This is a genomic window from Blastococcus sp. SYSU D00669 (assembly GCF_054050715.1).
In genome coordinates, this window is record NZ_JBJGZV010000064.1 from 1 (window position 1) to 19,841 (window position 19,841).

The window sequence follows — 19,841 nt, forward strand, 5'->3', positions numbered from 1 at the left end:
CCCCCCCCCACCGCCGCCCCCCCCCCCCCCCCCCCCCCCCCCGCCCCCCCCCCCCCCCCCCCCCCCCCCCCCCCCACAGCCGCCCGCGCCGCCCAGCCCGGGTGGGCTCAGTAGCGGGGGGACGCCGAACCCTCGGCCCGGACGCCGGCCCGGCGGGCGGCGAACGGCGTGGCGACGTCCTCCAACGACCTGTTCTCGGCCGACACCCCGAGGAACGCGGCGATCAGCCCGCCGAGCGCCATGACCCCGGCCCCCAGCAGGTAGCCGTAGAACAGCGGGCCCCGGTCCTCGCCCTCGCCGATGAGCGCGCTGTAGATCAGCGGACCGAAGGTGCCGAAGACCTGCGCGATCGAGAAGAAGACGGCGATCGCCTTGGCCCGCACCTCCTGCGGGAAGATCTCGCTGACCGTCAGGTAGGCCGAGCTGGCGCCGGCCGACGCGAAGAAGAAGATGACCCCCCAGGCGATGGTCTGCGTCGTCGCGGTGAGGACGTCGGCGCGGAACAGGAACGCCGTCACCGCCAGCAGGACGCCGGAGAGGATGTAGGTGCCGGCGATCATCTTCTTGCGGCCGATGGTGTCGAACAGGTGCCCGAGCACCAGCGGGCCGGCCAGGTTGCCCACCGCGAAGGCGATGAGGAACAGCGGGACGTCACCGGAGTCGACGTCGTAGAAGTTGCCCAGCACCAGCGCGTACGTGAAGAAGATCGCGTTGTACAGGAACGACTGGGTGATCATCAGCGAGGCGCCGTAGATCGCCCGGCGCGGGTACTCCTTGAACAGCACCCGGGCGAGGGCGAAGTAGCCGATGTTCTCGGCCGGCGTCAGGTCGATCGCCTTGTCCCGGGGCACCTCCGGCAGCGTGCGGCCGCCGCGCTCGACCTCCTGCTCGATGTAGGTGATCGTCTCCTCGGCCTCGTGCTCGCGGCCGTGCATGATCTGCCACCGCGGGCTCTCCGGCAGGTGCCGGCGGACGAAGAGGATCACGATGCCGAGCACCGGGCCGAGCAGGAACGCCAGCCGCCAGCCGACGCTGGGGTCCATGGCGTTCAGGAAGATGAACGTGCCGAGCGTGCCGAGGATCGACCCGGCCCAGTAGGTGCCGTTGACGATGATGTCCGTCCGGCCGCGGTACCTCGCCGGGATCAGCTCGTCGATCGCGGAGTTGATCGCGGCGTACTCGCCGCCGATGCCCATGCCGGCGATGAACCGGGTGAGGTACAGGTAGCCCACCCAGCCCCAGTCGTTGCTGAGCGTCAGCGCGGTGAGGCCGCTGCCGATCAGGTACACGGCCAGCGTGATCATGAACAGCTTGCGGCGGCCCAGCTTGTCGGACAGCCGCCCGAAGAACAGCGCGCCCACGACCTCGCCCGCGAGGTAGACCGACGCGATCAGGCCGACCTGGGTCGCCGACAGCGCCAGGGTCTCCGGTTCCGTCAGCCGCTCCACCACGGCGCTGGCGACGGTGATCTCCAGCCCGTCGAGGATCCAGGCGGTGCCGAGCGCGGCCACCATGCGGGTGTGGAACGGGGACCACGGCAGCCGGTCGATCCGCGCCGGGATGAGGCTGCGGATCACGCCGGGTGCGGGCGCCTCGCGGGTTGTCGTCATCGAACTGCCTCCGGGCTGGGCCGTGTTCTGTTGTGGACCGAAACTGTTGTCGGCCGGAACCGTTGTTGCCCCGCCGGGAACTCGATCAACCCCCCGTTCGTTCGACCCCGTCGCACGTCGACCAGGTCACTCCTGGCCGGTGCGCGCGGCGACCTCCCGCGCGGTGCGCTCCCGGATCCGCTCGACCTGGTGCGAGAGGACGGCGTCGAGCAGGCGGTTCACCGGCGTGACCTCGCCGAGCCGGGCGAGCCCGAACCACCGGGGGACGGCGACGGTGCGCGACCGCGGCGCGGCGAGGCAACGGGCCGCCGCGTCGGCCACCCGCCGCGGGTCGATGCCCGGGGAGAGCCGGCCGCGGGCGTCGTCGTCCGACGCCGGCGGGTGCCCGTGCCCGCGGGCGAGCCACTCGGTGGCGACGAAGCCGGGGTTGACGGTGTGCACCCGCACCCCGCGGGCGGTCACCTCCCGTCGCAGCCCCTTCACGAACCCCTGCACGCCGGCCTTGGTGGCGGAGTACACGGTCAGCGGTGGCACCTGCGCCCAGCCGGCCGCCGACCCGATCGTGAGGACGTCGGCCCGCCCCCGCTCCCGCGCCGCGGCGAACAGGTGCGGCAGCGCGAGGCGGGTCAGCTCGACCACCCCGGTCAGGTTCAGCGCGACCATGCCCTCGACCACCTCGCCGGGCATGTCCTCGACCAGCCCGGCCCAGCCGAGCCCGGCGTTGAGGACGACGGCGTCGAGCCGGCCGTGCTCGGCCAGGACCCGCTCCACCAACAGTGCCCGGTCGCCGGCGTCGGCGACGTCGGCGGTCACCGCGCTCACGCCGGGGACGCCGTCGACCGCCTCGGCCAGCCGCGCCCCGTGCCGGGCGCAGGTGACCACGCGGGCGCCGTCGGCGGCCAGCCGGTGGACGACGGCGCGGCCGATGCCGGCGCTGCCGCCGGTGACGAGGACGATCCGGGCATCCGTAGAGGTCATGCCGCGGTTCCTACCCCTGGGCGACATCGCACACAGGTGTGCATCGAACGCAGCGGCCGTGGGCATGGCCAGGGCATGCAGTTGCCCGAGCCCCGGGGTCCCCTGACCAGCGCCCTGTTCGCCGACCTCGCCGGCGGCACCACCCTCTCCCCCGCCACCCTGGCCACGGCCGAGCGCGTCGCGGCCGCCGCGGACCAGCCGCTGCTCGACGACGACCTGCAGGTGGCCCTCGCCGCCTGCTACGAGCTGCACTACCGCGGCTTCGACGGCGTCGCCGAGAGCTGGGAGTGGGAGCCGGAGCTGCTGCGGCTGCGGGCGCTTCTGGAGGGCGCGCACACCCGGGCGCTGCGGGCGCTGGTCGGCCCGCTCGAGGCCTCCGACGAGCCGATCGACCGGCAGCTGACCGCGCTCATCGCCGCCGACGACTCGCCGTCGCTGTCGTCGTACCTGTCGAAGAAGGCCTCGCTGGAGCAGTACCGGGAGTACCTGAGCCTGCGCTCGGTGTACCACCTGAAGGAGGGCGACCCGCACACCTTCGCCGTCCCCCGGCTGTCCGGGCGGGCGAAGTCGGCGATGGTGGAGATCCAGTCCGACGAGTACGGCGGCGGGACCGCCGAGCGCATGCACAGCGAGCTGTTCGCCGGGATGATGCGCGACCTCGGGCTCGACGCCGGGTACGGCGCGCTCTGGGACGACTCCCCCGCGGTCGCGTTCGCGCTGGTCAACACCATGTCGCTGTTCGGCCTGCACCGCCGCTGGCGCGGCGCGGCCCTGGGGCACCTGGCCGCCGTGGAGATGACGTCCTCCGAGCCGAGCCGCCGGCTGTCGGCCGGGCTGCGCCGGCTGGGCTTCGACGAGCGCACGACCGTCTTCTACGACGAGCACGTCGAGGCCGACGCGGTGCACGAGCAGATCGCCGCGGTGGACATGTGCGGCTCGCTGGTGGGCGACGACCCCGCCCTGGCCGGGGACGTGCTCTTCGGCGCCGCCTGCGCGCTGGCGGTGGACGGGCTCACCGCCCGGGTGCTGCTGGCCGCGTGGGAGTCCGGGGCCTCGGTGCTGCGCGGCGCGCGGCCGCTGGCCGCCTGACGAGCGGGGATACAGCACCCTCCGGTTCCGGCTCGACGTCGGTCGCGTCCGCCCGATGTCCTGGGGCATGTGCCGCCGCGCGGACAGCACGCTCCAGCCCGTCCTCCGCCCGGAGCAGAGGCCCCGCGACGTGGCGGCGCTCGAGCACGTCATCGGCCTGCTCGACGCGGGTGTCCCGGACCCGCTCGAGGCGGTCTGCGTGATCACGCGCGGGCTGGTCGAGTCCACGGGGATGGCCCACGGCGCGGTCCAGGACACCGTGCTGCTCACCGACGCCCCGGTGCCCGGCCGCTGCCTGCGCTGGGAGACGGCGCACACCGCCGGCGCGCTGCAGGGCGCCTTGCTGCCCGTCCGCGAGGGCGACCGGGTGGTGGAGATCGTCGAGCACCACAGCCGCCGGGAGCTGCCGTTCGTCGGCGGACGGCGGGAGAAGCGGCAGGCGATCGGCCGCATCCTCGGCCACGCCCGCACGGCGGCGCTCGCCTCGGCCGCGCTGCAGGAGACCCTCGACGACCGGGAGGCGGTCACCACCGTCGTCGCAGGGGTGGGCGCGGCCCGCGACGAGGCGAGCGCCCTGCGCATCGTGCTCGACACCGTGCGCACGGCCTTCGGCTGGGCGTACGGCTCGTTCTGGGCGCTGGACCCCGAGGCGCGGGTGCTCCGCTTCGCCGTCGAGTCCGGCTCGGCGGGCGAGGAGTTCCGCACGGTGACCCTCGAGGCCAGCTTCGCCGAGGGCGTCGGGCTCTCGGGGCGGGCGTGGCAGCGCCGCGACCTCGTGTTCGTCCGCGACCTGGCCGCGGTCACCGACTGCGTGCGCCGCCCCGCCGCGATGCGGGCCGGCGTCAAGTCCGGCGTCTGCTTGCCCGTCACCGCGGGCGGTCAGGTCATCGGCACCATGGACTTCTTCGTCACCGAGACCATCGAGCTGTCGGAGTCGCGGGCCTCGGCGCTGCGCAACGTGCAGACCCTGGTGTCGCAGCGGATCGACGTGCTCCGCCGCGCCGCCGACGACGCCGAGAACGCCCGGGCCCTGCTCGAGACGGTCGACCGGCTCCGCGAGGCCGCCGCGGCCGCCGGCCGGGTCGCCGAGCGGGCGGTGGAGCAGGCCTCGACGATGACCACCGAGGTCGAGTCGCTGGGCCAGGCCTCCGCCGCCATCGGCGAGGTCGTCGCGGTCATCTCCGGCATCGCCGACCAGACCAACCTGCTCGCGCTCAACGCCACCATCGAGGCGGCCCGCGCCGGCGAGCTCGGCAAGGGCTCCGCCGTCGTCGCCAGCGAGGTCAAGGAGCTGGCCCGGGAGACGGCCGAGGCCACCCAGCGGGTCACCGATCAGATCGCGTCGCTGCAGGCCAGCAGCGAGTCGGTCTCGGCGGCATCCACACGACCAGCGAGATCGTCGGCGAGCTCGACGCCGTCCAGGCCCGGATCGGCGAGGTGCTCGAGGAGCAGGTCACCATGGCGACCCGGTTCGACAGCCGCTGATCAGGTCTCCGACCGGCTCGGGCTGACCTCCTCGGCGGGCCGCCGCACGGCGCGGCTGATCCCCCAGCCGAACGCCGCGGCGACCGGGAACATCAGCACGCCGTACACCGCCGCCGGCACGGCGAGCTCCACGCTGCCGAGCACGCTGATCGCCACGGTGATGGCCAGCGTGCTGTTGTGCACGCCGATCTCGAACGCGCTGGCGATCGCCTGGCGGTGCACGACGCCCAGCGCCCGCGGGACGAAGAACCCGGTGGCCAGGCTGAGCAGGCAGAACAGCAGCGCGGGCAGGCCGACGTCGCCGAGGTACTCGGCGATGTTCTCCCGCTCGGCGACGATCGTGCCGACGATGACCAGGGCGAGCACGACCGCCGAGACGATCCGCACCGGCTTGTCCATGCGCTCGGCGAAGCCCGGCGCGCGGGACCGCACCAGCATCCCGATCGCCACCGGCACCAGCACGATCGCGAAGACCTGCACCGTCTTGCCGAACTGCAGGCCGATCGAACCGGCGTCGTCCGGGTCGAAGTACGCGATCGCCAGGTTGGTGACCAGCGGCAGGGTCACCACGGCGATCAGGGAGTTCACCGCCGTCAGCGTGATGTTGAGGGCGACGTCGCCGCGGAAGAGGTGGCTGAACAGGTTGGCCGTCGTCCCACCGGGCGAGGCGGCGAGCAGCAGCAGCCCCACCGCGAGCAGGGGCGGCAGGTCGAACAGCTGGACGAGTCCGAAGCACAGCAGCGGCAGCACGAGCAGCTGCAGCGCCAGGGCGATGACGACGGCGCGCGGCTGACGGCCCACCCGGGCGAAGTCGGCGAGGGTCAGCGCGAGCCCGAGCCCCAGCATGACCAGCGCCAGGGCGGCCGGGAGCAGGACGGTGGTCAGCGCCGAGCCCATGGCGGCCTCCGGTTCGGGTGCGCGAGCCTCCTCGTCGAGGCCGTGACGTGCATCCTGCGGCACACCGGGGCGCGCGGTCGAGCGCGGCGCCGGGCGGTCACCCCTCCGGGGACGCCTCCCGCAGCCGCGCGGCACTGCGGATCTGCGCCGCCGGGCGCGGTCGCGACGGCGCGCTCGGCGCCGAGAACCCGGTCCGCTTGTGCGTGCCGTCGCAGAACGGCTTGATGCCGGACTTGCCGCACCGGCACAGGGCGATCGTGTCGCGGCCCGGGTCGATCTCCACGCCGTCCTGGTCGACGAGGCGGAAGTCGCCCCGGACGATCAGCGGGCCGTCGCGGTACGGGGTGATGGTGGCGGCGCCGCGGCGCTCGTCGTCCTCGGGCGGCTCGGGCGCGGGTGATGACACAGGTGCACCCTGCCCCGGGACGGCGCCGCGCACACCTGCGTCACCCGGCCGGGGGCCTCCGGCGGCCCTCCTCCGACTCGACCTCGACGGCCACGGTCTCGACGACGAGCACCTCGTCGGTCGCCTCCCGCGCCTCGGGCACCTGCGCGCCGGTCGGGTCGCCGGACCCCTCGAGCAGGGCCTCCTCGGTGAGGGCCGGCGGCGTGAGCGCGCGGACGACGCCGACGGCCAGCACCGCGCCGACCAGCGGCGCCAGGATGAACAGCCACACCTGGGTCAGCGGCTCGCCGCCGGCGAACAGCGCCGGGCCGAGCGAGCGGGCCGGGTTCACCCCGGTACCGGTGAGCGGGATGCCGATCAGGTGGACGGCGGCCAGCGTCAGGCCGATCGCCAGCCCCGCGAAGCCCGGTGAGGCAGCGCGGCCGGTGACCAGCAGCACGACCGCGACCAGCACGAACGTCAGCAGCATCTCGAGCACGAACGCCCCGACGCCGTTGATGGCCACGCCCCAGCCGTTCGAGCCCAGGGTCCCGGTCTGGTCGGTCACGTCACCGAAGCCGCTGGTGAGCAGCGCCAGCAGCCCCGCCCCGGCGATGCCGCCGGCGAACTGGGCGACCCAGTAGAGCCCGGCCTCCCGGGCGGTCATGCCGCGGGAGAGCAGCACGCCGAGGGTGACGGCGGGGTTGATGTGGCACCCCGAGACCGGGCCGATCGCGTAGGCGAGGGCGAGCAGGACCAGGCCGAAGGCCAGGGCGACGCCGGTGGCGCCGACGGCGTCGATGCCGCCGACCGCCGCACCGACGGCGAGGAAGACCAGCAGCAGGGTGCCGACGAACTCGGCGACCAGCGAGCGGACGAGCGTGGGGGGCACGACGGGACCTCTCGAGCGCCGCAACCGCTCCCCGCGCCGCCCGTCGGCGGCCGCGGTGCGGGTCGCGTCCAGGCTGGACCCGTTGCGCGCAACACGCCAGGGTCTTGCGGAACTCCGGTGTTCTCAGCCGGCCTGCCCGTAGAAGACCTCGTCGACGACGCCGCGGGCGCGGCGGGCGGTGCGCCGGTAGTCGTCGACGAACTGCCCGGGGTCGGTGTCGGGCCCGTAGCCGCAGGCCCGGGCCACGCCCGCCAGCTCCAGCCCGGTGCGGGGCAGCTGGTCGCTGGGCCGCCCGCGGACCAGGAAGATCGCGTTGCGCGCCCGGCTGGCCAGCTCCCACGCCGCCTGCAGCACCTCCGCCTGCTCGGCGGGGAGCGTCCCGTGTTCGGCCAGGGCGGCGAGGGCGTCGACCGTCGCCGGCACCCGCAGGCCGGCGTCCTGCGCGGCGTGCTGCAGTTGCAGCAGCTGGACGGTCCACTCGACGTCGGCCAGGCCGCCGCGGCCCAGCTTGGTGTGGGTCGCCGGGTCGGCGCCGCGCGGCAGCCGCTCGCGCTCCACCCGGGCCTTGATCCGCCGGATCTCGGCCACCTGCTCCGCCGTCAGCCCGCCCTCGGGGTACCGGAGCGGGTCGACCATCGCGACGAAGTCGGCGCCGAGCCGCTCGTCGCCGGCGACGGGGGCGGCGCGCAGCAGCGCCTGCACCTCCCACACGTCGACCCAGCGCTCGTAGTACTCGCGGAAGGCGTCGAGGCTGCGCACCAGGGCGCCCCGCCGGCCCTCCGGGCGCAGGTCGGCGTCGACCTCGAAGGCGGGGTCGGGTGCGGGCGCGCCGAGCAGCCGCCGCAGGGTGTGCGCGACGGCGTTGGCGGCCGCGGCGGCGGCCTTCTCGTCGGCGCCGTCCCGGGCCCGGTGCACGAAGAGCACGTCGGCGTCGGAGCCGTAGCCCATCTCCCCGCCGCCGAGCCGGCCCATGCCGATGACCGCGAGGTCCATCGGGACGTCGGCGACGTCGGTGCCGGTCTCCAGCGCGTGCGCGCGCAGCGCGGTGTCGAGCCCGGCCTGCAGGGTGGCGACGGCGATGTCCGTGAGCGCGCGGCCCACGCGGACCACGTCCAGCCGGCCGAGCAGGTCGGCGCTGGCCACGCGCAGCAGCTCCTGGCGGCGCAGCCCGCGGATGACGCGGATGCCCTCCTCGGGGTCGGGCGCCCGCCGGGCGGCGGCGCGCCAGGCCCCGGCGAGGGTGGCGGCGGAGCGCGGCTCGAGCTCGGCGTCGTCGGCGAGGATCCGCAGCGCCTCCGGCGCGCGGCCGAGCAGGCCGGCGACGTACTGGCTCGAACCGAGCAGCAGCGCCAGCCGCTCGGCCACCTGCCCCTCGTCGCGCAGCAGCCGCAGGAACCACTGGTTGCCGCCGAGGGACTCGCTCACCTTGCGGTAGGCGAGCAGCCCGGCGTCGGGGTCGGCGCAGGAGGCGAAGGTCTGCAGCAGCACCGGCAGCAGGTACTTCTGCATCGACGCCGAGCGGGAGACGCCGCCGGTCAGCGCGGCCATGTGCCGCAGCGCGCCCTCCGGGTCGGCGAAGCCCAGGGCGCGCAGCCAGTCGCCGGCCGCCTTCGAGCCCAGCTGCATCTGCTCGCCGGGCACGCGGGCCACCGCGGAGAGCAGCGGCCGGTAGAAGAGCTTCTCGTGCAGCCGCCGGACCTCGCGGTTGTGCAGGGCCAGCTCGGCCCGCAGCACGTCGACGGCGTCCCCGCGGTGGTCGGGCTTGTAGCCGAGCGAGCGGGCCAGCCAGCGCAGCTGCTGCTCGTCGGTGGGCAGCAGGTGGGTGCGGCGCATGCGCAGCAGCTGCAGCCGGTGCTCGACGGTGCGCAGGAACCGGTAGGAGGCGATGAGGGTGTCGGCGTCGTCCCGGCCGACGTAGCCGCCGGCGCGCAGCGCCATCAGCGCCGGCAGGGTGCCGCCCACCCGCAGCGACGGGTCGACCCGGCCGTGCACCAGCTGGAGCAGCTGGACGGCGAACTCCACGTCGCGCAGCCCGCCGCGGCCGAGCTTGATCTCGCGGTCGGCCTGCGCCGGCGGGATGTTCTCCTCGACCCGGCGGCGCATCGCCTGCACCTCGCCGACGAAGCCGGGGCGGTCGCCCGCCTTCCAGACCTCGGGGAACAGCGCGTCGACGTAGGCCCGGCCGAGGTCGGGGTCGCCGGCGACCGGGCGCATCTTCAGCAGCGCCTGGAACTCCCAGGTGCTCGCCCACTGCTCGTAGTAGCTGGTGTGCCCCTTGAGCGTGCGCACCAGGGCGCCGGCCTTGCCCTCGGGGCGCAGCGCGGCGTCGACCTCCCAGGCCGCCTCGCGGCAGATCCGCAGCAGCGCGGCGGCCACCCGGGTGGCGCTCTGCACGGCCGGGCCCTCGGCGTCGGTGGGGTCGACCGGCTCGGCGACGAAGACGACGTCGACGTCGCTGACGTAGTTGAGCTCGCGGCCGCCGCACTTGCCCAGACCGATCACCGCCAGCCGGCAGGCCGCGGCGTCGGCGGGCTGCTCGGCGACGGCGATCGCCAGCGCGGCGCCCAGCACCGCGGCGGCGATGTCGGCGAGCTCGCCGGCGACGTCCTCGGCGGACATGTTCTCGCCGAGGTCGCGCCCGGCCAGGCTCACCAGCGAGCGGCGGTAGGCCAGCCGCAGGGCCGTGACCCGGTCGGGGGCGGCGTCGGGCGCGGCCTTGCCGAGCCGGACCCCCCAGGGCGGGTCGTCGGGGTCGGCGCCGACCGCGAGCAGCAGCTGCCGCTCGAGGGCGAGCGCGGTGGGGCGGGCGCTGCCCCGGCCGTCGCCGTCGAGCACCGTCCAGTCGGCGGGGTTGGCGGCGAGGTGGTCGGCGAGCCCGGCGCTGGCGCCCAGCAGCGAGAGCAGCCGGGCCCGCAGCAGTGCCGAGCCGCGCAGCCGGGCCAGCAGGGTGGCCGCCGAGCCGCCGCTGGCGTCCTCGCGGTCGAGCGCCTCCACCAGGCGGTGCAGCGACCGGGCGGCGAGGTCGGGGTCGCCGGCACGGGCCAGCGCGCTGACGACCGGGCCGGCCTCGGGATCGGCGGGCTCGTTGCGCTCGAGGTCCCACAGGCCGATCGCGGGATCGGAGAGGATGCGGGCGGCCCGCTCGCCGTCGTCGAACCCGAACCGGGCCAGCCGGACGACGGCCCGCCGCGGGACCTCCCGCGCGCCGGGAGCGGTCATCTCAGGCGGCCTGCCGCGCCGTGCCGCGCACCAGGTCGGCGAAGCGGGCGGCGAACGGCGCCCACACCCGCTCGAGGTCGGGGTGCGCGAGGTCCATGCGCAGGCAGATCGTGTCGAGGTCGAGCGGGCTCGTCGCGACGCCGTCCGGGTCGTCGTGCGCCCAGGCGCGGGCCACCTCCGGCGTGGTCTCGATGTGGAACTGCAGGCCGTAGACGTGCCGGCCGACCCGGAAGGCCTGGTTGCCGTAGACCGGGCTGCTGGCCAGCAGGGTGGCGCCGGGCGGCAGCGTGGAGATCTCGTCGTGGTGCCACTCGATGACGTCGGGGGTCATCGGCAGCGGGCCGAACAGCGGGTCGGCGTCGGCGGCGTCGCGCTTGGCCACCAGCGCCGCGCCGACCTCCGGGCCCTCGACGCCCCTGCGGGTGGAGCCGCCGCCGGCCTGCGCCAGCAGCTGCGCGCCGAGGCAGACGCCCAGCGTGGGGACGTCGTCGGCGATGGCCTGCCGCAGCAGCGCCCGCACGCCGACCAGCTCGGGGTGGACGTCGTCGGGGTCCGTCGACGTCTGCGGGCCGCCGAGGACGAGCAGCCCGTCGTACCCCTCGAGGTCGGCGGGCAGCTCGTCGCCGCCGTCCTGCGGACGCACGTACCGCTCGTCGAGCTCCAGCCCGGCCTCGGTCAGCCACTCCCCCAACCGCGCCGGCGGGTCCGTGCGGCTGGGGACGACGACGAGCAGGCGGGCGGCGCGGGCGGACACGCGATCGAGCCTAGTTCCCGCTCTCGGCGCCGGAAGCGGGAACGGCCTACAGGCCGGGGAGGTAGCGGCGCAGCTCGAAGGGGGTGACGTTCTGCCGGTACGAGGCGAACTCCTCCTTCTTGTTGCGCAGGAAGTGGTCGAAGACGTGCTCGCCGAGCGTCTCGGCGACCAGCTCGCTGCTCTCCATCGCGGTCAGCGCCTCGCCCAGCGACACCGGCAGGTCCTCGTAGCCGGCGGCGCGCCGCTCGGTGTCGGTGAGCGACCAGACGTCGTCCTCGGCCTCGGGCGGCAGCTCGTAGCCCTTCTCGATCCCGCGCAGCCCGGCGGCCAGCAGGACGGCGAAGGTGAGGTAGGGGTTGCACGCCGAGTCGGGCGAGCGGATCTCGACCCGCGCCGAGTTGGCCTTCGACGGCTTGTACGACGGCACGCGCACCAGCGCCGAGCGGTTGGCCCGGCCCCAGGTGACCGCGGTCGGCGCCTCGGTACCGGCCAGCAGCCGCCGGTAGGAGTTGACCGTCTGGTTGGTGATCGCGGTGAACTCGCGGGCGTGGGTGAGCAGGCCGGCGATGAACTGCTTGCCCGTCGTCGACAGCCGGATCGGGTCCGACGCGTCGTGGAAGGCGTTGCGGTCGCCCTCGAACAGCGACAGGTGGGTGTGCATGGCCGACCCGGCCAGGTCGGTGAACGGCTTGGGCATGAACGTCGCGTACACGCCCTGGGCCAGCGCGACCTCCCGCACGACGTGCCGCAGCGTCATGATGTTGTCGGCCATGGACAGGGCGTCGGCGTAGCGCAGGTCGATCTCCTGCTGGCCGGGCGAGACCTCGTGGTGGCTGAACTCCACCGAGATGCCCATCGCCTCCAGGGCGAAGACCGCCTCCCGCCGGAAGTCGTGCGCCACGTTGTGCGTCGACAGGTCGAAGTAGCCGCCGGTGTCGGCCGGCTCGGGCGGGCTGCCGTCGGTGGGCAGGTCCTTGAGCAGGAAGAACTCCACCTCGGGGTGGGTGTAGAAGGTGAAGCCCATGTCGGCGGCCTTGGACAGCGTCCGCCGCAGCACGTGCCGCGGGTCGGCCCAGGCCGGCGAGCCGTCGGGCAGCGTGATGTCGCAGAACATCCGCGCGGTGTCGCTGGCCCGGCCGGCGCGGGCGGGCATCACCTGGAACGTCCCCGGGTCGGGCTTGGCCAGCATGTCCGACTCGTAGACGCGGGCGAAGCCCTCGATCGCCGAGCCGTCGAAGCCGATGCCCTCGGCGAACGCGGCCTCGATCTCGGCCGGCGCGACGGCGACCGCCTTGAGGTAACCCGAGACGTCGGTGAACCACAGCCGCACGAAGCGGATGTCGCGTTCCTCGAGGGTGCGCAGGACGAACTCCTGCTGTCGGTCCATGCTCGCCATGATCTGATCCGCTCGTTTCGGTTGCGTGACGACGCCGGCTACAGCCTTCCAGCCCGCCCCGCCCGGGGGACGCCGGCACCGGCTGCGCCCCGGAGGTGTCGCGCTCGGACCTGTTCCGGAATGCGCCGCCGGACCTACCATGACCCTGCCACCGGCGAGAGCGCCGCGGCACGGGCGCCTCCCGGGCGCCCCCTGCCGGCGCGGGTGGCGGAGGGCGAGATGGACGTCGTCTTCGCAGTGCTCCTCGTGGCCGCCCTGGGTCTGCTGGTGCTCGCCGGCCTGAGCCTGCGCGTCGTCGACCAGTTCGAGAAGGGCGTGGTGCTGCGCTTCGGCCGGCTGAACGGGGCGCCCCGGGAACCCGGGCTGACCTTCATCGCCCCGGGGGTCGACCGGCTGCACAAGGTGAACATGCAGGTCGTGACCATGCCCGTGCCGGCGCAGGAGGGCATCACCCGCGACAACGTGACGGTCAAGGTGGACGCCGTCGTCTACTACAAGGTGTACGACCCGGTGCGGGTGGTCGTGGGGGTGCAGAACTACCAGGCCGCGATCGCCCAGGTGGCGCAGGCGTCGCTGCGGTCGATCATCGGCAAGAGCGACCTCGACGACCTGCTCTCGAACCGCGAGCGGCTCAACCAGGGCCTGGAGCTGATGCTGGACAACCCGGCGGTCGACTGGGGCATCCACATCGACCGGGTGGACATCAAGGACGTCGCCCTGCCCGAGGGGATGAAGCGGTCGATCGCGCGGCAGGCCGAGGCCGAGCGGGAGCGCCGGTCGCGGGTCATCACCGCCGAGGGCGAGCTGCAGGCCTCCGAGAAGCTGTCGCAGGCGGCGGCGGTGATGAGCGCGCAGCCGGCCGCCCTGCAGCTGCGGCTGCTGCAGACCATGGTCGAGGTGGCCGCCGAGAAGAACTCGACCGTCGTCCTGCCGTTCCCCGTCGAGCTGCTGCGCTTCCTGGAGCGCGCCGCACCGCCGGACGGCGCCGTCCGCGCCTGATGTGCGCTGCCACACTCGGCCGGTGCCCCGACTCCTGCTGATCCGCCACGCCCAGGCCGCCGTCGGGCGGGTCGACGCCGAGCGACCGCTGACCGAGCAGGGCGCGCGCGACGCGCGGGCGCTGGGGGCGCGGCTGCCCCGGCCCGACCGGGTGCTGGTCTCACCCGCCCGCCGGACGGTGCAGACGTGGGAGGAGGCGGCGACCGGGATCCGGCCGGTCGTCGAGCCCCGCCTCTACGTCGACGACGTCGACCTGCTGCTCGCCGTCGTCCGGGAGACGGATGGCGACGTGGGGACGCTGGCCGTCGTCGGCCACAACCCGTCGGTCGGCGACCTCGCCCGCCTGCTGGACGACGGCACGGGCGCGCCGGCGGCCCGCGACGGCGTGGCGCTCGGCTTCCCGGCCGGCGGCGTCGCCGAGTTCGACGTGCCGGTGCCCTTCGCCGCCCTCGGGTTCGGCGGGGCGAGGCTCGTCGGGTTCACCGCGCCCCGGCACTGAACCGGCACCGAACCGGCACGGACCGGCACCGACCCGGCGCTGGACCCGCCCCGGATGGCCGCCGACCAGCCAGGACGACCAGACTGGGGGCATGAGCGATCCGGTGCAGCTGCGGGTGGCACTCGCCCAGGTCGACACCCGCGTCGGGGACCTGGACGGCAACGCCGAGCTGGTGAGGACGTGGACGGCGCGGGCCGCCGCGGAGGGCGCCCACCTCGTCGTCTTCCCCGAGATGACGCTGACCGGCTACCCGCCCGAGGACCTCGTGCTGCGGGAGTCGTTCGCGAAGGCCAGCGAGCAGGCGGTGGTCGACCTGGCCGCCGACCTCGAGGAACGCGGCCTGGGCGGCACCGCCGTCGTCGTCGGCTACCTCGCGCACACCGAGGGCAGCGGCCCGGCGCCGGTCGACACCCCGCCGACCGACGAGGACGACCACCCCTCCGACGCCAACCCGCGGCGCGGCGCCCCGCGCAACGCCGCCGCGCTGCTGCACGGCGGTGAGGTCGTCGCCCGCTACTACAAGCGGCACCTGCCCAACTACGGCGTCTTCGACGAGGACCGCTACTTCGTGCCGGGCAACGAGCTGCACGTCGTCCGGCTGCACGGGGTCGACGTCGCCCTGGTGATCTGCGAGGACCTCTGGGTCGAGGGCGGGCCGGCCGGCGTCGCCGGGCAGGCCGGGGTCGACCTCGTCGTCTCCCCCAACGCCTCGCCCTACGAGCGGGCCAAGGACGACGCCCGGCTACCGCTGGTGCGCCGCCGGGCCGCCGAGGCGCGCGCGCCGGTCGTCTACTGCAACCAGGTGGGCGGCCAGGACGAGCTGGTCTTCGACGGCGACTCGATGGTCGTGCTGGCCGACGGCGAGCTGCTGGCCCGGGCGCCGCAGTTCGTCGAGCACCTCATGACCGCCGACCTCACCCTCGACCGGGCGGCGGTCGGCGAGCGGCGGGACGGCCGGATCGGCCCGATGACGGTGCACCGGCACGTCGTCTCCGAGCAGCCGGTCGAGCCGTTCGAGGCGCGACCCTGCTCGGTGGCGAAGCCGCTGTCGGACTGCGAGGAGGTCTGGCGGGCGCTGGTGCTGGGCCTGAAGGACTTCATCGACAAGAACGGCCTGCCGTCGGTGATCCTCGGGCTGTCCGGCGGGATCGACTCGGCGCTGGTCGCCGCGCTCGCCGTGGACGCCCTGGGTCCCGACCGGGTCTTCGGCGTCGGCCTGCCGTCGAAGTGGTCCAGCGAGCACTCGCTGTCCGACGCCGAGGACTCGGCGGAGCGGCTGGGCCTGCACTACTCGGTGGTGCCGATCGCGCCGATGGTCGACGCCTTCCACGGCAGCGTGGACCTGACCGGGGTGGCGGCGGAGAACCTGCAGGCCCGCGTGCGCGGCACGCTGCTCATGGGGCTGTCCAACCAGCACGGCCACCTGCTGCTGGCCACGAGCAACAAGAGCGAGGTCGCCGTCGGGTACTCGACGCTCTACGGCGACGCGGCCGGCGGGTTCGCGCCGATCAAGGACGTGCCCAAGACCCTGGTGTGGGAGCTGGCCCGCTGGCGCAACGCCCACGCCCGCGACCGCGGCGAGACCGAGCCCATCCCGAAGAACTCGATCGACAAGCCGCCGTCGGCGGAGCTGGCGCCCGGCCAGAAGGACTCCGACTCGCTGCCCTCCTACGACCAGCTGGACGCGGTGATCGCCGACTACGTCGACCGCGACCTCGGCATGGCGCAGCTGCTCGAGCGCGGGCACGACCCCGAGGTGGTGGCGAAGGTCCTCCGGTTGGTGGACATCGCCGAGTTCAAGCGCCGCCAGTCGGCACCGGGAACGAAGATCTCGCTGAAGGCGTTCGGCCGGGATCGGCGTCTGCCGATCACCAACCGCTGGCGGGAGAGCCTGCCCAGCGTCCGCGAAGGAGCGGCTGCACAGTCATGAGCGAATCGGTCCTCTACGGCGGGCAGTCGTCCGCCCGGGTGCGCGTCCACCACCTGCAGCAGGCCAAGGAGCGCGGCGAGAAGTGGGCGATGCTCACCGCCTACGACACCAACAGCGCCGCGGTGTTCGAGGAGGCCGGCATCCCGGTCCTGCTGGTCGGCGACTCGGCCGGCAACGTCGTCCTCGGCTACTCGAGCACCGTGCCGGTCACCCTCGACGACATCCTGCTGATGACCAAGGCCGTGACCCGCTCGACCAGGCGCACCCTGGTCGTCGCCGACATGCCCTTCGGCAGCTACGAGGCCGGGCCGCAGGAGGCGCTGGGCAACGCCCTGCGGCTGATGAAGGAGGGCGGCGCGCAGGCGGTCAAGCTGGAGGGCGGGCTGCGGGTGGCCCCGCAGATCAAGCTGCTCACCGAGAACGGCATCCCGGTGATGGCGCACATCGGCTTCACGCCGCAGAGCGAGCACGCCCTCGGCGGCTTCCGCGTGCAGGGCCGCGGAGCGGGCGCCGACCAGCTGCTCGCCGACGCCGCCGCGGTGCAGGAGGCCGGCGCGTTCGCCGTCGTCCTGGAGATGGTGCCCGCGGCCCTGGCCGCCCAGGTGACCAAGGAGCTGGCCATCCCGACCATCGGCATCGGCGCCGGCGTCGACTGCGACGCGCAGGTGCTGGTCTGGCCCGACATGGCCGGCCTCACCGGCGGCCGCGTGCCGCGGTTCGTGAAGAAGTACGCCGACCTGCGCGGCGAGCTGCTGCGCGCGGCGAAGGAGTACGCCGACGACGTCCGCAGCGGTACCTTCCCGGCACCGGAGCACTCCTTCGAGTAGCCCTCCCCGGGAGGACCGATGGATCCCAAGGACGTCGTCCGCCGGTTCGTCGAGGAGTGCGTGAACACGCACCGGGCCGAGCTGCTGGACCGGTTCGTGCACGAGTCGGTGACCATGCACCCCGGTACACCGGGCGAGGCGGCGGCGACCGAGGGGATCGACGAGCTGCGCCAGGCCTACCGGCGCTTCCGCGTGCTCTTCCCCGACCTGCACGTCATCCACGAGCTGCTCATCGCCGAGGGGCCCTACGTCGCGGCCCGGTGGACGGCGACCGGGACGGCGCAGGGCTCGCTCGGCGGGGTCGAGCCCTCCGGTGAGCAGCTGCGCTGGGGCGGCACCGACGTCTACCGCGTCGAGGACGGCCGGATCGTCGAGTGGTGGCGCAACGACGACTTCGCCGGCCTGCTCCGGCGGCTGGGCCGCCGCGTCGTCCCGACCGCGGACTGACCCGGTGCGGGTCCTCGTCGTCGCCTCGCCGCTGCCCGGGCACGTGCTGCCGCTGACCCCGCTCGCCACCGCCCTGCGCGACGCCGGGCACGACGTGCTGCTCGCGACCGCCGCCGACGGCCTGGCGGCCTGCCCGGCGGGGCTGGCCACCGAGGACGTCGCGCCCGGCCTGCGGATCGGGCCGCTGTTCCTGCGCGCGCTGTCCCGGCACCCGCGGCTGATGCGCGAGGAGATGGCCGGCCGGGCCGGCACCCGGGCGGTGCGGCTGCTTTTCGGCGCGGTCGGCGAGCGCATGGCCGACGGCGTCGCCGGGGCCGCCCGCCGGTTCGCGCCCGACCTCGTCGTCCACGAACCGCTGGCCCCCGCCGGCGCCGAGGCCGCGGCCCGGCAGCGGGTGCCCGCCGTGCTGGTCGAGGGCAACCTGTTCGACGCCGAGGAGCTCTCCGCCGCGGTCCTGGCCGACTACGCCCCGCGGCGGGGCGCCCGGGACTTCCCGGCGCCGGCCGAGGTGCTGGTCACCGCGCCGCCCAGCCTGGTCGGGCAGCGCCGCGGCCGGCCGATGCGGTTCGTCGCGGCGACGCCCGACCGCCCCTTCGCCGACGAGTTCGCGCACGCCGGCGACCGGCCGCGGGTGCTGGTCAGCCGCAGCACGGTGGCCGACCCGCGCCGCGACCGGCTGATGACCACGGTCGCCGACGCCGCCGCCGGGACCAATCTCGACGTCGTCCTGGTCCGGCCGGACCGCTGGGTCGCCCGGAAGACGCTGGCGCCCAACGTGCGGACGACGGGCTGGCTGCCCTTCCCCGCCGTGCTGCCGGCCGCGGCCGGGATCGTGCACCACGGCGGCGCGGGCACGGTGCTGACCGCCCTGGCCGCCGGGGTGCCGCAGCTGGTCGTCCGCGGCGCCGGCGACCGGCGGGTCAACGCCGACCTGGTCGCGGCCCGCGGTGCCGGCCTGGCCGCCGACCTGCGCGACCTCTCCCCCGCCCTGCTGCGGCGCCTGGTCGACGACGACGCGCTGGCCGCGAACGCCGGCGAGGTGGCCGCGGAGATCGCCGCTATGCCGCACCCGGCGGAGCTGGTGCCGGTGCTGGAGGCCGCCGCCGCGCGCGTGCGCGGCTGAGCGCCAGGCCGTAGCCGACGGCGTTGAGCCCGAACGCCAGCACGTACAGGCCGGCCTGCACGGCCGTGCTGTTCACGTCCAGCCCGACCGGGGCGAAGACGTGGTGACCGAGGAAGCCGCCCTCCAGCGGTGGCGCACCGGCCGAGGCGCGCAGGTCGTCCTCCCAGACGGTCAGCGGGCACGGCGCCCCGGCCAGGTTGACCGCGAGGATCGCCACCGCGACCGGCGCGTGCGCCAGCAGCAGCCGCGGCCACCGCAGCGCCAGCAGCGACCCGGTGAGCATGAAGAGCACGGCGGCCCCGTGGACCACCGCGACGACGCCGGCCAGGAGCACGAGGTCAGTCTGCCCCTGCGCGCAGCTGCCGGGCGAGCACCGCGGGCGCCTCGGCCAGCGAGGGCCCGTACCAGGTGAGGTGCCGGCCGCTGACGAACGCCGGCCGCGCCCGTGGCCAGGCCTCGGGTCCGTCCCCGGGCGTGAAGGCGTACGGCTCGTCGGGCAGGACGACGAGGTCGGCGTCGACCGCTGCCACCTCCGCCGGGGTCAGCTTCGGGTACCGGTCGGCGTGGTGCGCGAAGACGTTCACGACGCCGAGCCGGGTGAGGACGTCGCCGGCGAAGGTGTCGCGGCCGAGCACCATCCAGGGCCGCCGCCAGATCGGGACGACGGCGCGCACCGGCCCGACGCTCGGCGGGTCGGCCCACGCGGCGCGGGCAGCGGCCAGCCACGCCGGGTCGGGGGTCCCCAGCAGTGCGCAGAGCCGGCCGAGGGTGTCCAGCGCCTGGTCGACGGTGGCGGGCGCGGTCACCGCCACCTCGATGCCCGCCGCCCGGATCGCGGCGACGTCCTCGTCGCGGTTCTCCTCGGCGTTGGCGACGACCAGGTCGGGCTCGAGCGCGAGCACGCGCGCGATGTCGGGCCACTTGGTGCCGCCGACCCGCGGGACGTCGAGGTCGGCCGGGTGGCTGCACCAGTCGGTGGCGCCGACCAGCAGCCCGCGGTCGGTCGCCGCGATCGCCTCCGTCAGCGACGGCACGAGCGACACGACGCGTCCGGGAGCGGCCCCCGTGCAGGGTCCCGCCGCGAGCGTGCGAGGGGCGGGGGGCACGGGGGTCCTTTCTCAGACGTCGGTGATGCGGATCCCGGCGTGGGCCTTGTAGCGGCGGTTGACCGACACCAGGTTGATCGTCAGCGCCTCGACCTGGCGGGCGTTGCGCAGCCGCCCGGCGTAGATCCCGCGCATCCCCGGCAGCCGCCCGGCCAGCGCCTGCACCAGGTCCATCGCCGCCCGGTCGTCCCCGACCACCATCACG

General features: G+C 74.9%; 17 protein-coding genes and 2 pseudogenes. 8 read left to right on the plus strand and 11 right to left on the minus strand.

Annotation, left to right across the window (positions count from 1 at the left end; genetic code table 11):
* Nucleotides 1-107 precede the first annotated feature (107 nt).
* Both ACI8AF_RS26380 and ACI8AF_RS26385 read right to left on the minus strand, forming a co-directional pair.
* The gene (locus ACI8AF_RS26380; RefSeq protein WP_456542751.1) at nt 108-1,610 is read right to left on the minus strand and encodes an MFS transporter; all 1,503 of its coding nucleotides are present in this window, start codon (nt 1,608-1,610) and stop codon (nt 108-110) included.
* A gap of 126 nt (nt 1,611-1,736) precedes the next feature.
* A complete protein-coding gene (locus tag ACI8AF_RS26385; protein ID WP_456542752.1) occupies nt 1,737-2,588 on the minus strand; it encodes an SDR family oxidoreductase in 852 nt (283 codons plus the stop codon).
* 75 nt (nt 2,589-2,663) lie between these two features.
* On the opposite strand from ACI8AF_RS26385, the gene ACI8AF_RS26390 reads away from it, so the two are divergent.
* Both ACI8AF_RS26390 and ACI8AF_RS26395 read left to right on the plus strand, forming a co-directional pair.
* On the plus strand, nt 2,664-3,677 hold the full coding sequence (locus tag ACI8AF_RS26390) for an iron-containing redox enzyme family protein (RefSeq protein WP_456542753.1): 1,014 nt from the start codon (nt 2,664-2,666) through the stop codon (nt 3,675-3,677).
* Between the two features lie 232 nt (nt 3,678-3,909).
* Nucleotides 3,910-4,995, plus strand: a pseudogene (locus ACI8AF_RS26395) (methyl-accepting chemotaxis protein); the annotation flags it as partial.
* Between the two features lie 167 nt (nt 4,996-5,162).
* On the opposite strand, the gene ACI8AF_RS26400 reads toward ACI8AF_RS26395, so the two are convergent.
* The 6 genes from ACI8AF_RS26400 to ACI8AF_RS26425 all read right to left on the minus strand — a co-directional run bounded on the left by ACI8AF_RS26400 (nt 5,163) and on the right by ACI8AF_RS26425 (nt 12,696).
* A complete protein-coding gene (locus ACI8AF_RS26400; RefSeq protein WP_456542767.1) occupies nt 5,163-6,059 on the minus strand; it encodes a bile acid:sodium symporter family protein in 897 nt (298 codons plus the stop codon).
* 97 nt (nt 6,060-6,156) lie between these two features.
* The gene (locus ACI8AF_RS26405) at nt 6,157-6,465 is read right to left on the minus strand and encodes a CDGSH iron-sulfur domain-containing protein (protein ID WP_456542754.1); all 309 of its coding nucleotides are present in this window, start codon (nt 6,463-6,465) and stop codon (nt 6,157-6,159) included.
* A 40-nt stretch (nt 6,466-6,505) separates the two neighbouring features.
* On the minus strand, nt 6,506-7,336 hold the full coding sequence (locus ACI8AF_RS26410) for an aquaporin (RefSeq protein ID WP_456542755.1): 831 nt from the start codon (nt 7,334-7,336) through the stop codon (nt 6,506-6,508).
* Between the two features lie 123 nt (nt 7,337-7,459).
* The gene (locus ACI8AF_RS26415) at nt 7,460-10,555 is read right to left on the minus strand and encodes a bifunctional [glutamine synthetase] adenylyltransferase/[glutamine synthetase]-adenylyl-L-tyrosine phosphorylase (protein WP_456542756.1); all 3,096 of its coding nucleotides are present in this window, start codon (nt 10,553-10,555) and stop codon (nt 7,460-7,462) included.
* 1 nt (nt 10,556) lies between these two features.
* Nucleotides 10,557-11,309, minus strand: a complete 753-nt coding sequence (locus tag ACI8AF_RS26420) for a type 1 glutamine amidotransferase (protein WP_456542757.1) — start codon at nt 11,307-11,309, stop codon at nt 10,557-10,559.
* 46 nt (nt 11,310-11,355) lie between these two features.
* On the minus strand, nt 11,356-12,696 hold the full coding sequence (locus tag ACI8AF_RS26425) for a glutamine synthetase family protein (RefSeq protein ID WP_456542758.1): 1,341 nt from the start codon (nt 12,694-12,696) through the stop codon (nt 11,356-11,358).
* 228 nt (nt 12,697-12,924) lie between these two features.
* On the opposite strand from ACI8AF_RS26425, the gene ACI8AF_RS26430 reads away from it, so the two are divergent.
* From ACI8AF_RS26430 to ACI8AF_RS26455, 6 genes are all read left to right on the plus strand, one after another.
* Nucleotides 12,925-13,704 carry a slipin family protein gene (locus ACI8AF_RS26430; RefSeq protein ID WP_456542759.1) on the plus strand — a complete coding sequence of 260 codons (780 nt, stop codon included), beginning with the start codon at nt 12,925-12,927 and terminating at the stop codon, nt 13,702-13,704.
* A 22-nt stretch (nt 13,705-13,726) separates the two neighbouring features.
* Complete coding sequence (locus ACI8AF_RS26435) at nt 13,727-14,203, plus strand: SixA phosphatase family protein (protein ID WP_456542760.1); 477 nt, start codon at nt 13,727-13,729, stop codon at nt 14,201-14,203.
* 91 nt (nt 14,204-14,294) lie between these two features.
* Complete coding sequence (locus tag ACI8AF_RS26440) at nt 14,295-16,133, plus strand: NAD+ synthase (protein ID WP_456542761.1); 1,839 nt, start codon at nt 14,295-14,297, stop codon at nt 16,131-16,133.
* Nucleotides 16,130-16,960, plus strand: a complete 831-nt coding sequence (panB, locus tag ACI8AF_RS26445) for a 3-methyl-2-oxobutanoate hydroxymethyltransferase (protein WP_456542762.1) — start codon at nt 16,130-16,132, stop codon at nt 16,958-16,960. Before ACI8AF_RS26440 ends, panB begins: the two co-directional genes overlap by 4 nt.
* An 18-nt stretch (nt 16,961-16,978) precedes the next feature.
* On the plus strand, nt 16,979-17,407 hold the full coding sequence (locus ACI8AF_RS26450; RefSeq protein WP_456542763.1) for an ester cyclase: 429 nt from the start codon (nt 16,979-16,981) through the stop codon (nt 17,405-17,407).
* A 4-nt stretch (nt 17,408-17,411) separates the two neighbouring features.
* Nucleotides 17,412-18,530: a glycosyltransferase gene (locus ACI8AF_RS26455; protein ID WP_456542764.1), complete on the plus strand. Its 1,119-nt coding sequence runs from the start codon at nt 17,412-17,414 to the stop codon at nt 18,528-18,530.
* Here the strand turns inward: ACI8AF_RS26455 and ACI8AF_RS26460 are convergent.
* The 3 genes and pseudogenes from ACI8AF_RS26460 to ACI8AF_RS26470 form a co-directional block, all read right to left on the minus strand.
* Nucleotides 18,466-18,864: a DUF2784 domain-containing protein gene (locus tag ACI8AF_RS26460; RefSeq protein WP_456542765.1), complete on the minus strand. Its 399-nt coding sequence runs from the start codon at nt 18,862-18,864 to the stop codon at nt 18,466-18,468. The genes ACI8AF_RS26455 and ACI8AF_RS26460 overlap by 65 nt on opposite strands.
* Nucleotides 18,865-18,868: 4 nt before the next feature.
* Nucleotides 18,869-19,573: a helical backbone metal receptor gene (locus tag ACI8AF_RS26465; RefSeq protein ID WP_456542766.1), complete on the minus strand. Its 705-nt coding sequence runs from the start codon at nt 19,571-19,573 to the stop codon at nt 18,869-18,871.
* A gap of 75 nt (nt 19,574-19,648) precedes the next feature.
* Nucleotides 19,649-19,841 (minus strand): annotated as a pseudogene (locus ACI8AF_RS26470) (NADPH-dependent F420 reductase); the annotation flags it as partial.

Coding starts and splice junctions, on each gene's coding strand:
- ACI8AF_RS26440 (WP_456542761.1), top strand. CDS start 14,295: ATGAGCGATCCGGTGCAGCTGCGGGTGGCACTCGCCCAGGTCGACACC.
- ACI8AF_RS26380 (WP_456542751.1), bottom strand. CDS start 1,610: ATGACGACAACCCGCGAGGCGCCCGCACCCGGCGTGATCCGCAGCCTC.
- ACI8AF_RS26400 (WP_456542767.1), bottom strand. CDS start 6,059: ATGGGCTCGGCGCTGACCACCGTCCTGCTCCCGGCCGCCCTGGCGCTG.
- ACI8AF_RS26425 (WP_456542758.1), bottom strand. CDS start 12,696: ATGGACCGACAGCAGGAGTTCGTCCTGCGCACCCTCGAGGAACGCGAC.
- ACI8AF_RS26385 (WP_456542752.1), bottom strand. CDS start 2,588: ATGACCTCTACGGATGCCCGGATCGTCCTCGTCACCGGCGGCAGCGCC.
- ACI8AF_RS26415 (WP_456542756.1), bottom strand. CDS start 10,555: ATGACCGCTCCCGGCGCGCGGGAGGTCCCGCGGCGGGCCGTCGTCCGG.
- ACI8AF_RS26390 (WP_456542753.1), top strand. CDS start 2,664: ATGCAGTTGCCCGAGCCCCGGGGTCCCCTGACCAGCGCCCTGTTCGCC.
- ACI8AF_RS26450 (WP_456542763.1), top strand. CDS start 16,979: ATGGATCCCAAGGACGTCGTCCGCCGGTTCGTCGAGGAGTGCGTGAAC.
- ACI8AF_RS26430 (WP_456542759.1), top strand. CDS start 12,925: ATGGACGTCGTCTTCGCAGTGCTCCTCGTGGCCGCCCTGGGTCTGCTG.
- panB (WP_456542762.1), top strand. CDS start 16,130: ATGAGCGAATCGGTCCTCTACGGCGGGCAGTCGTCCGCCCGGGTGCGC.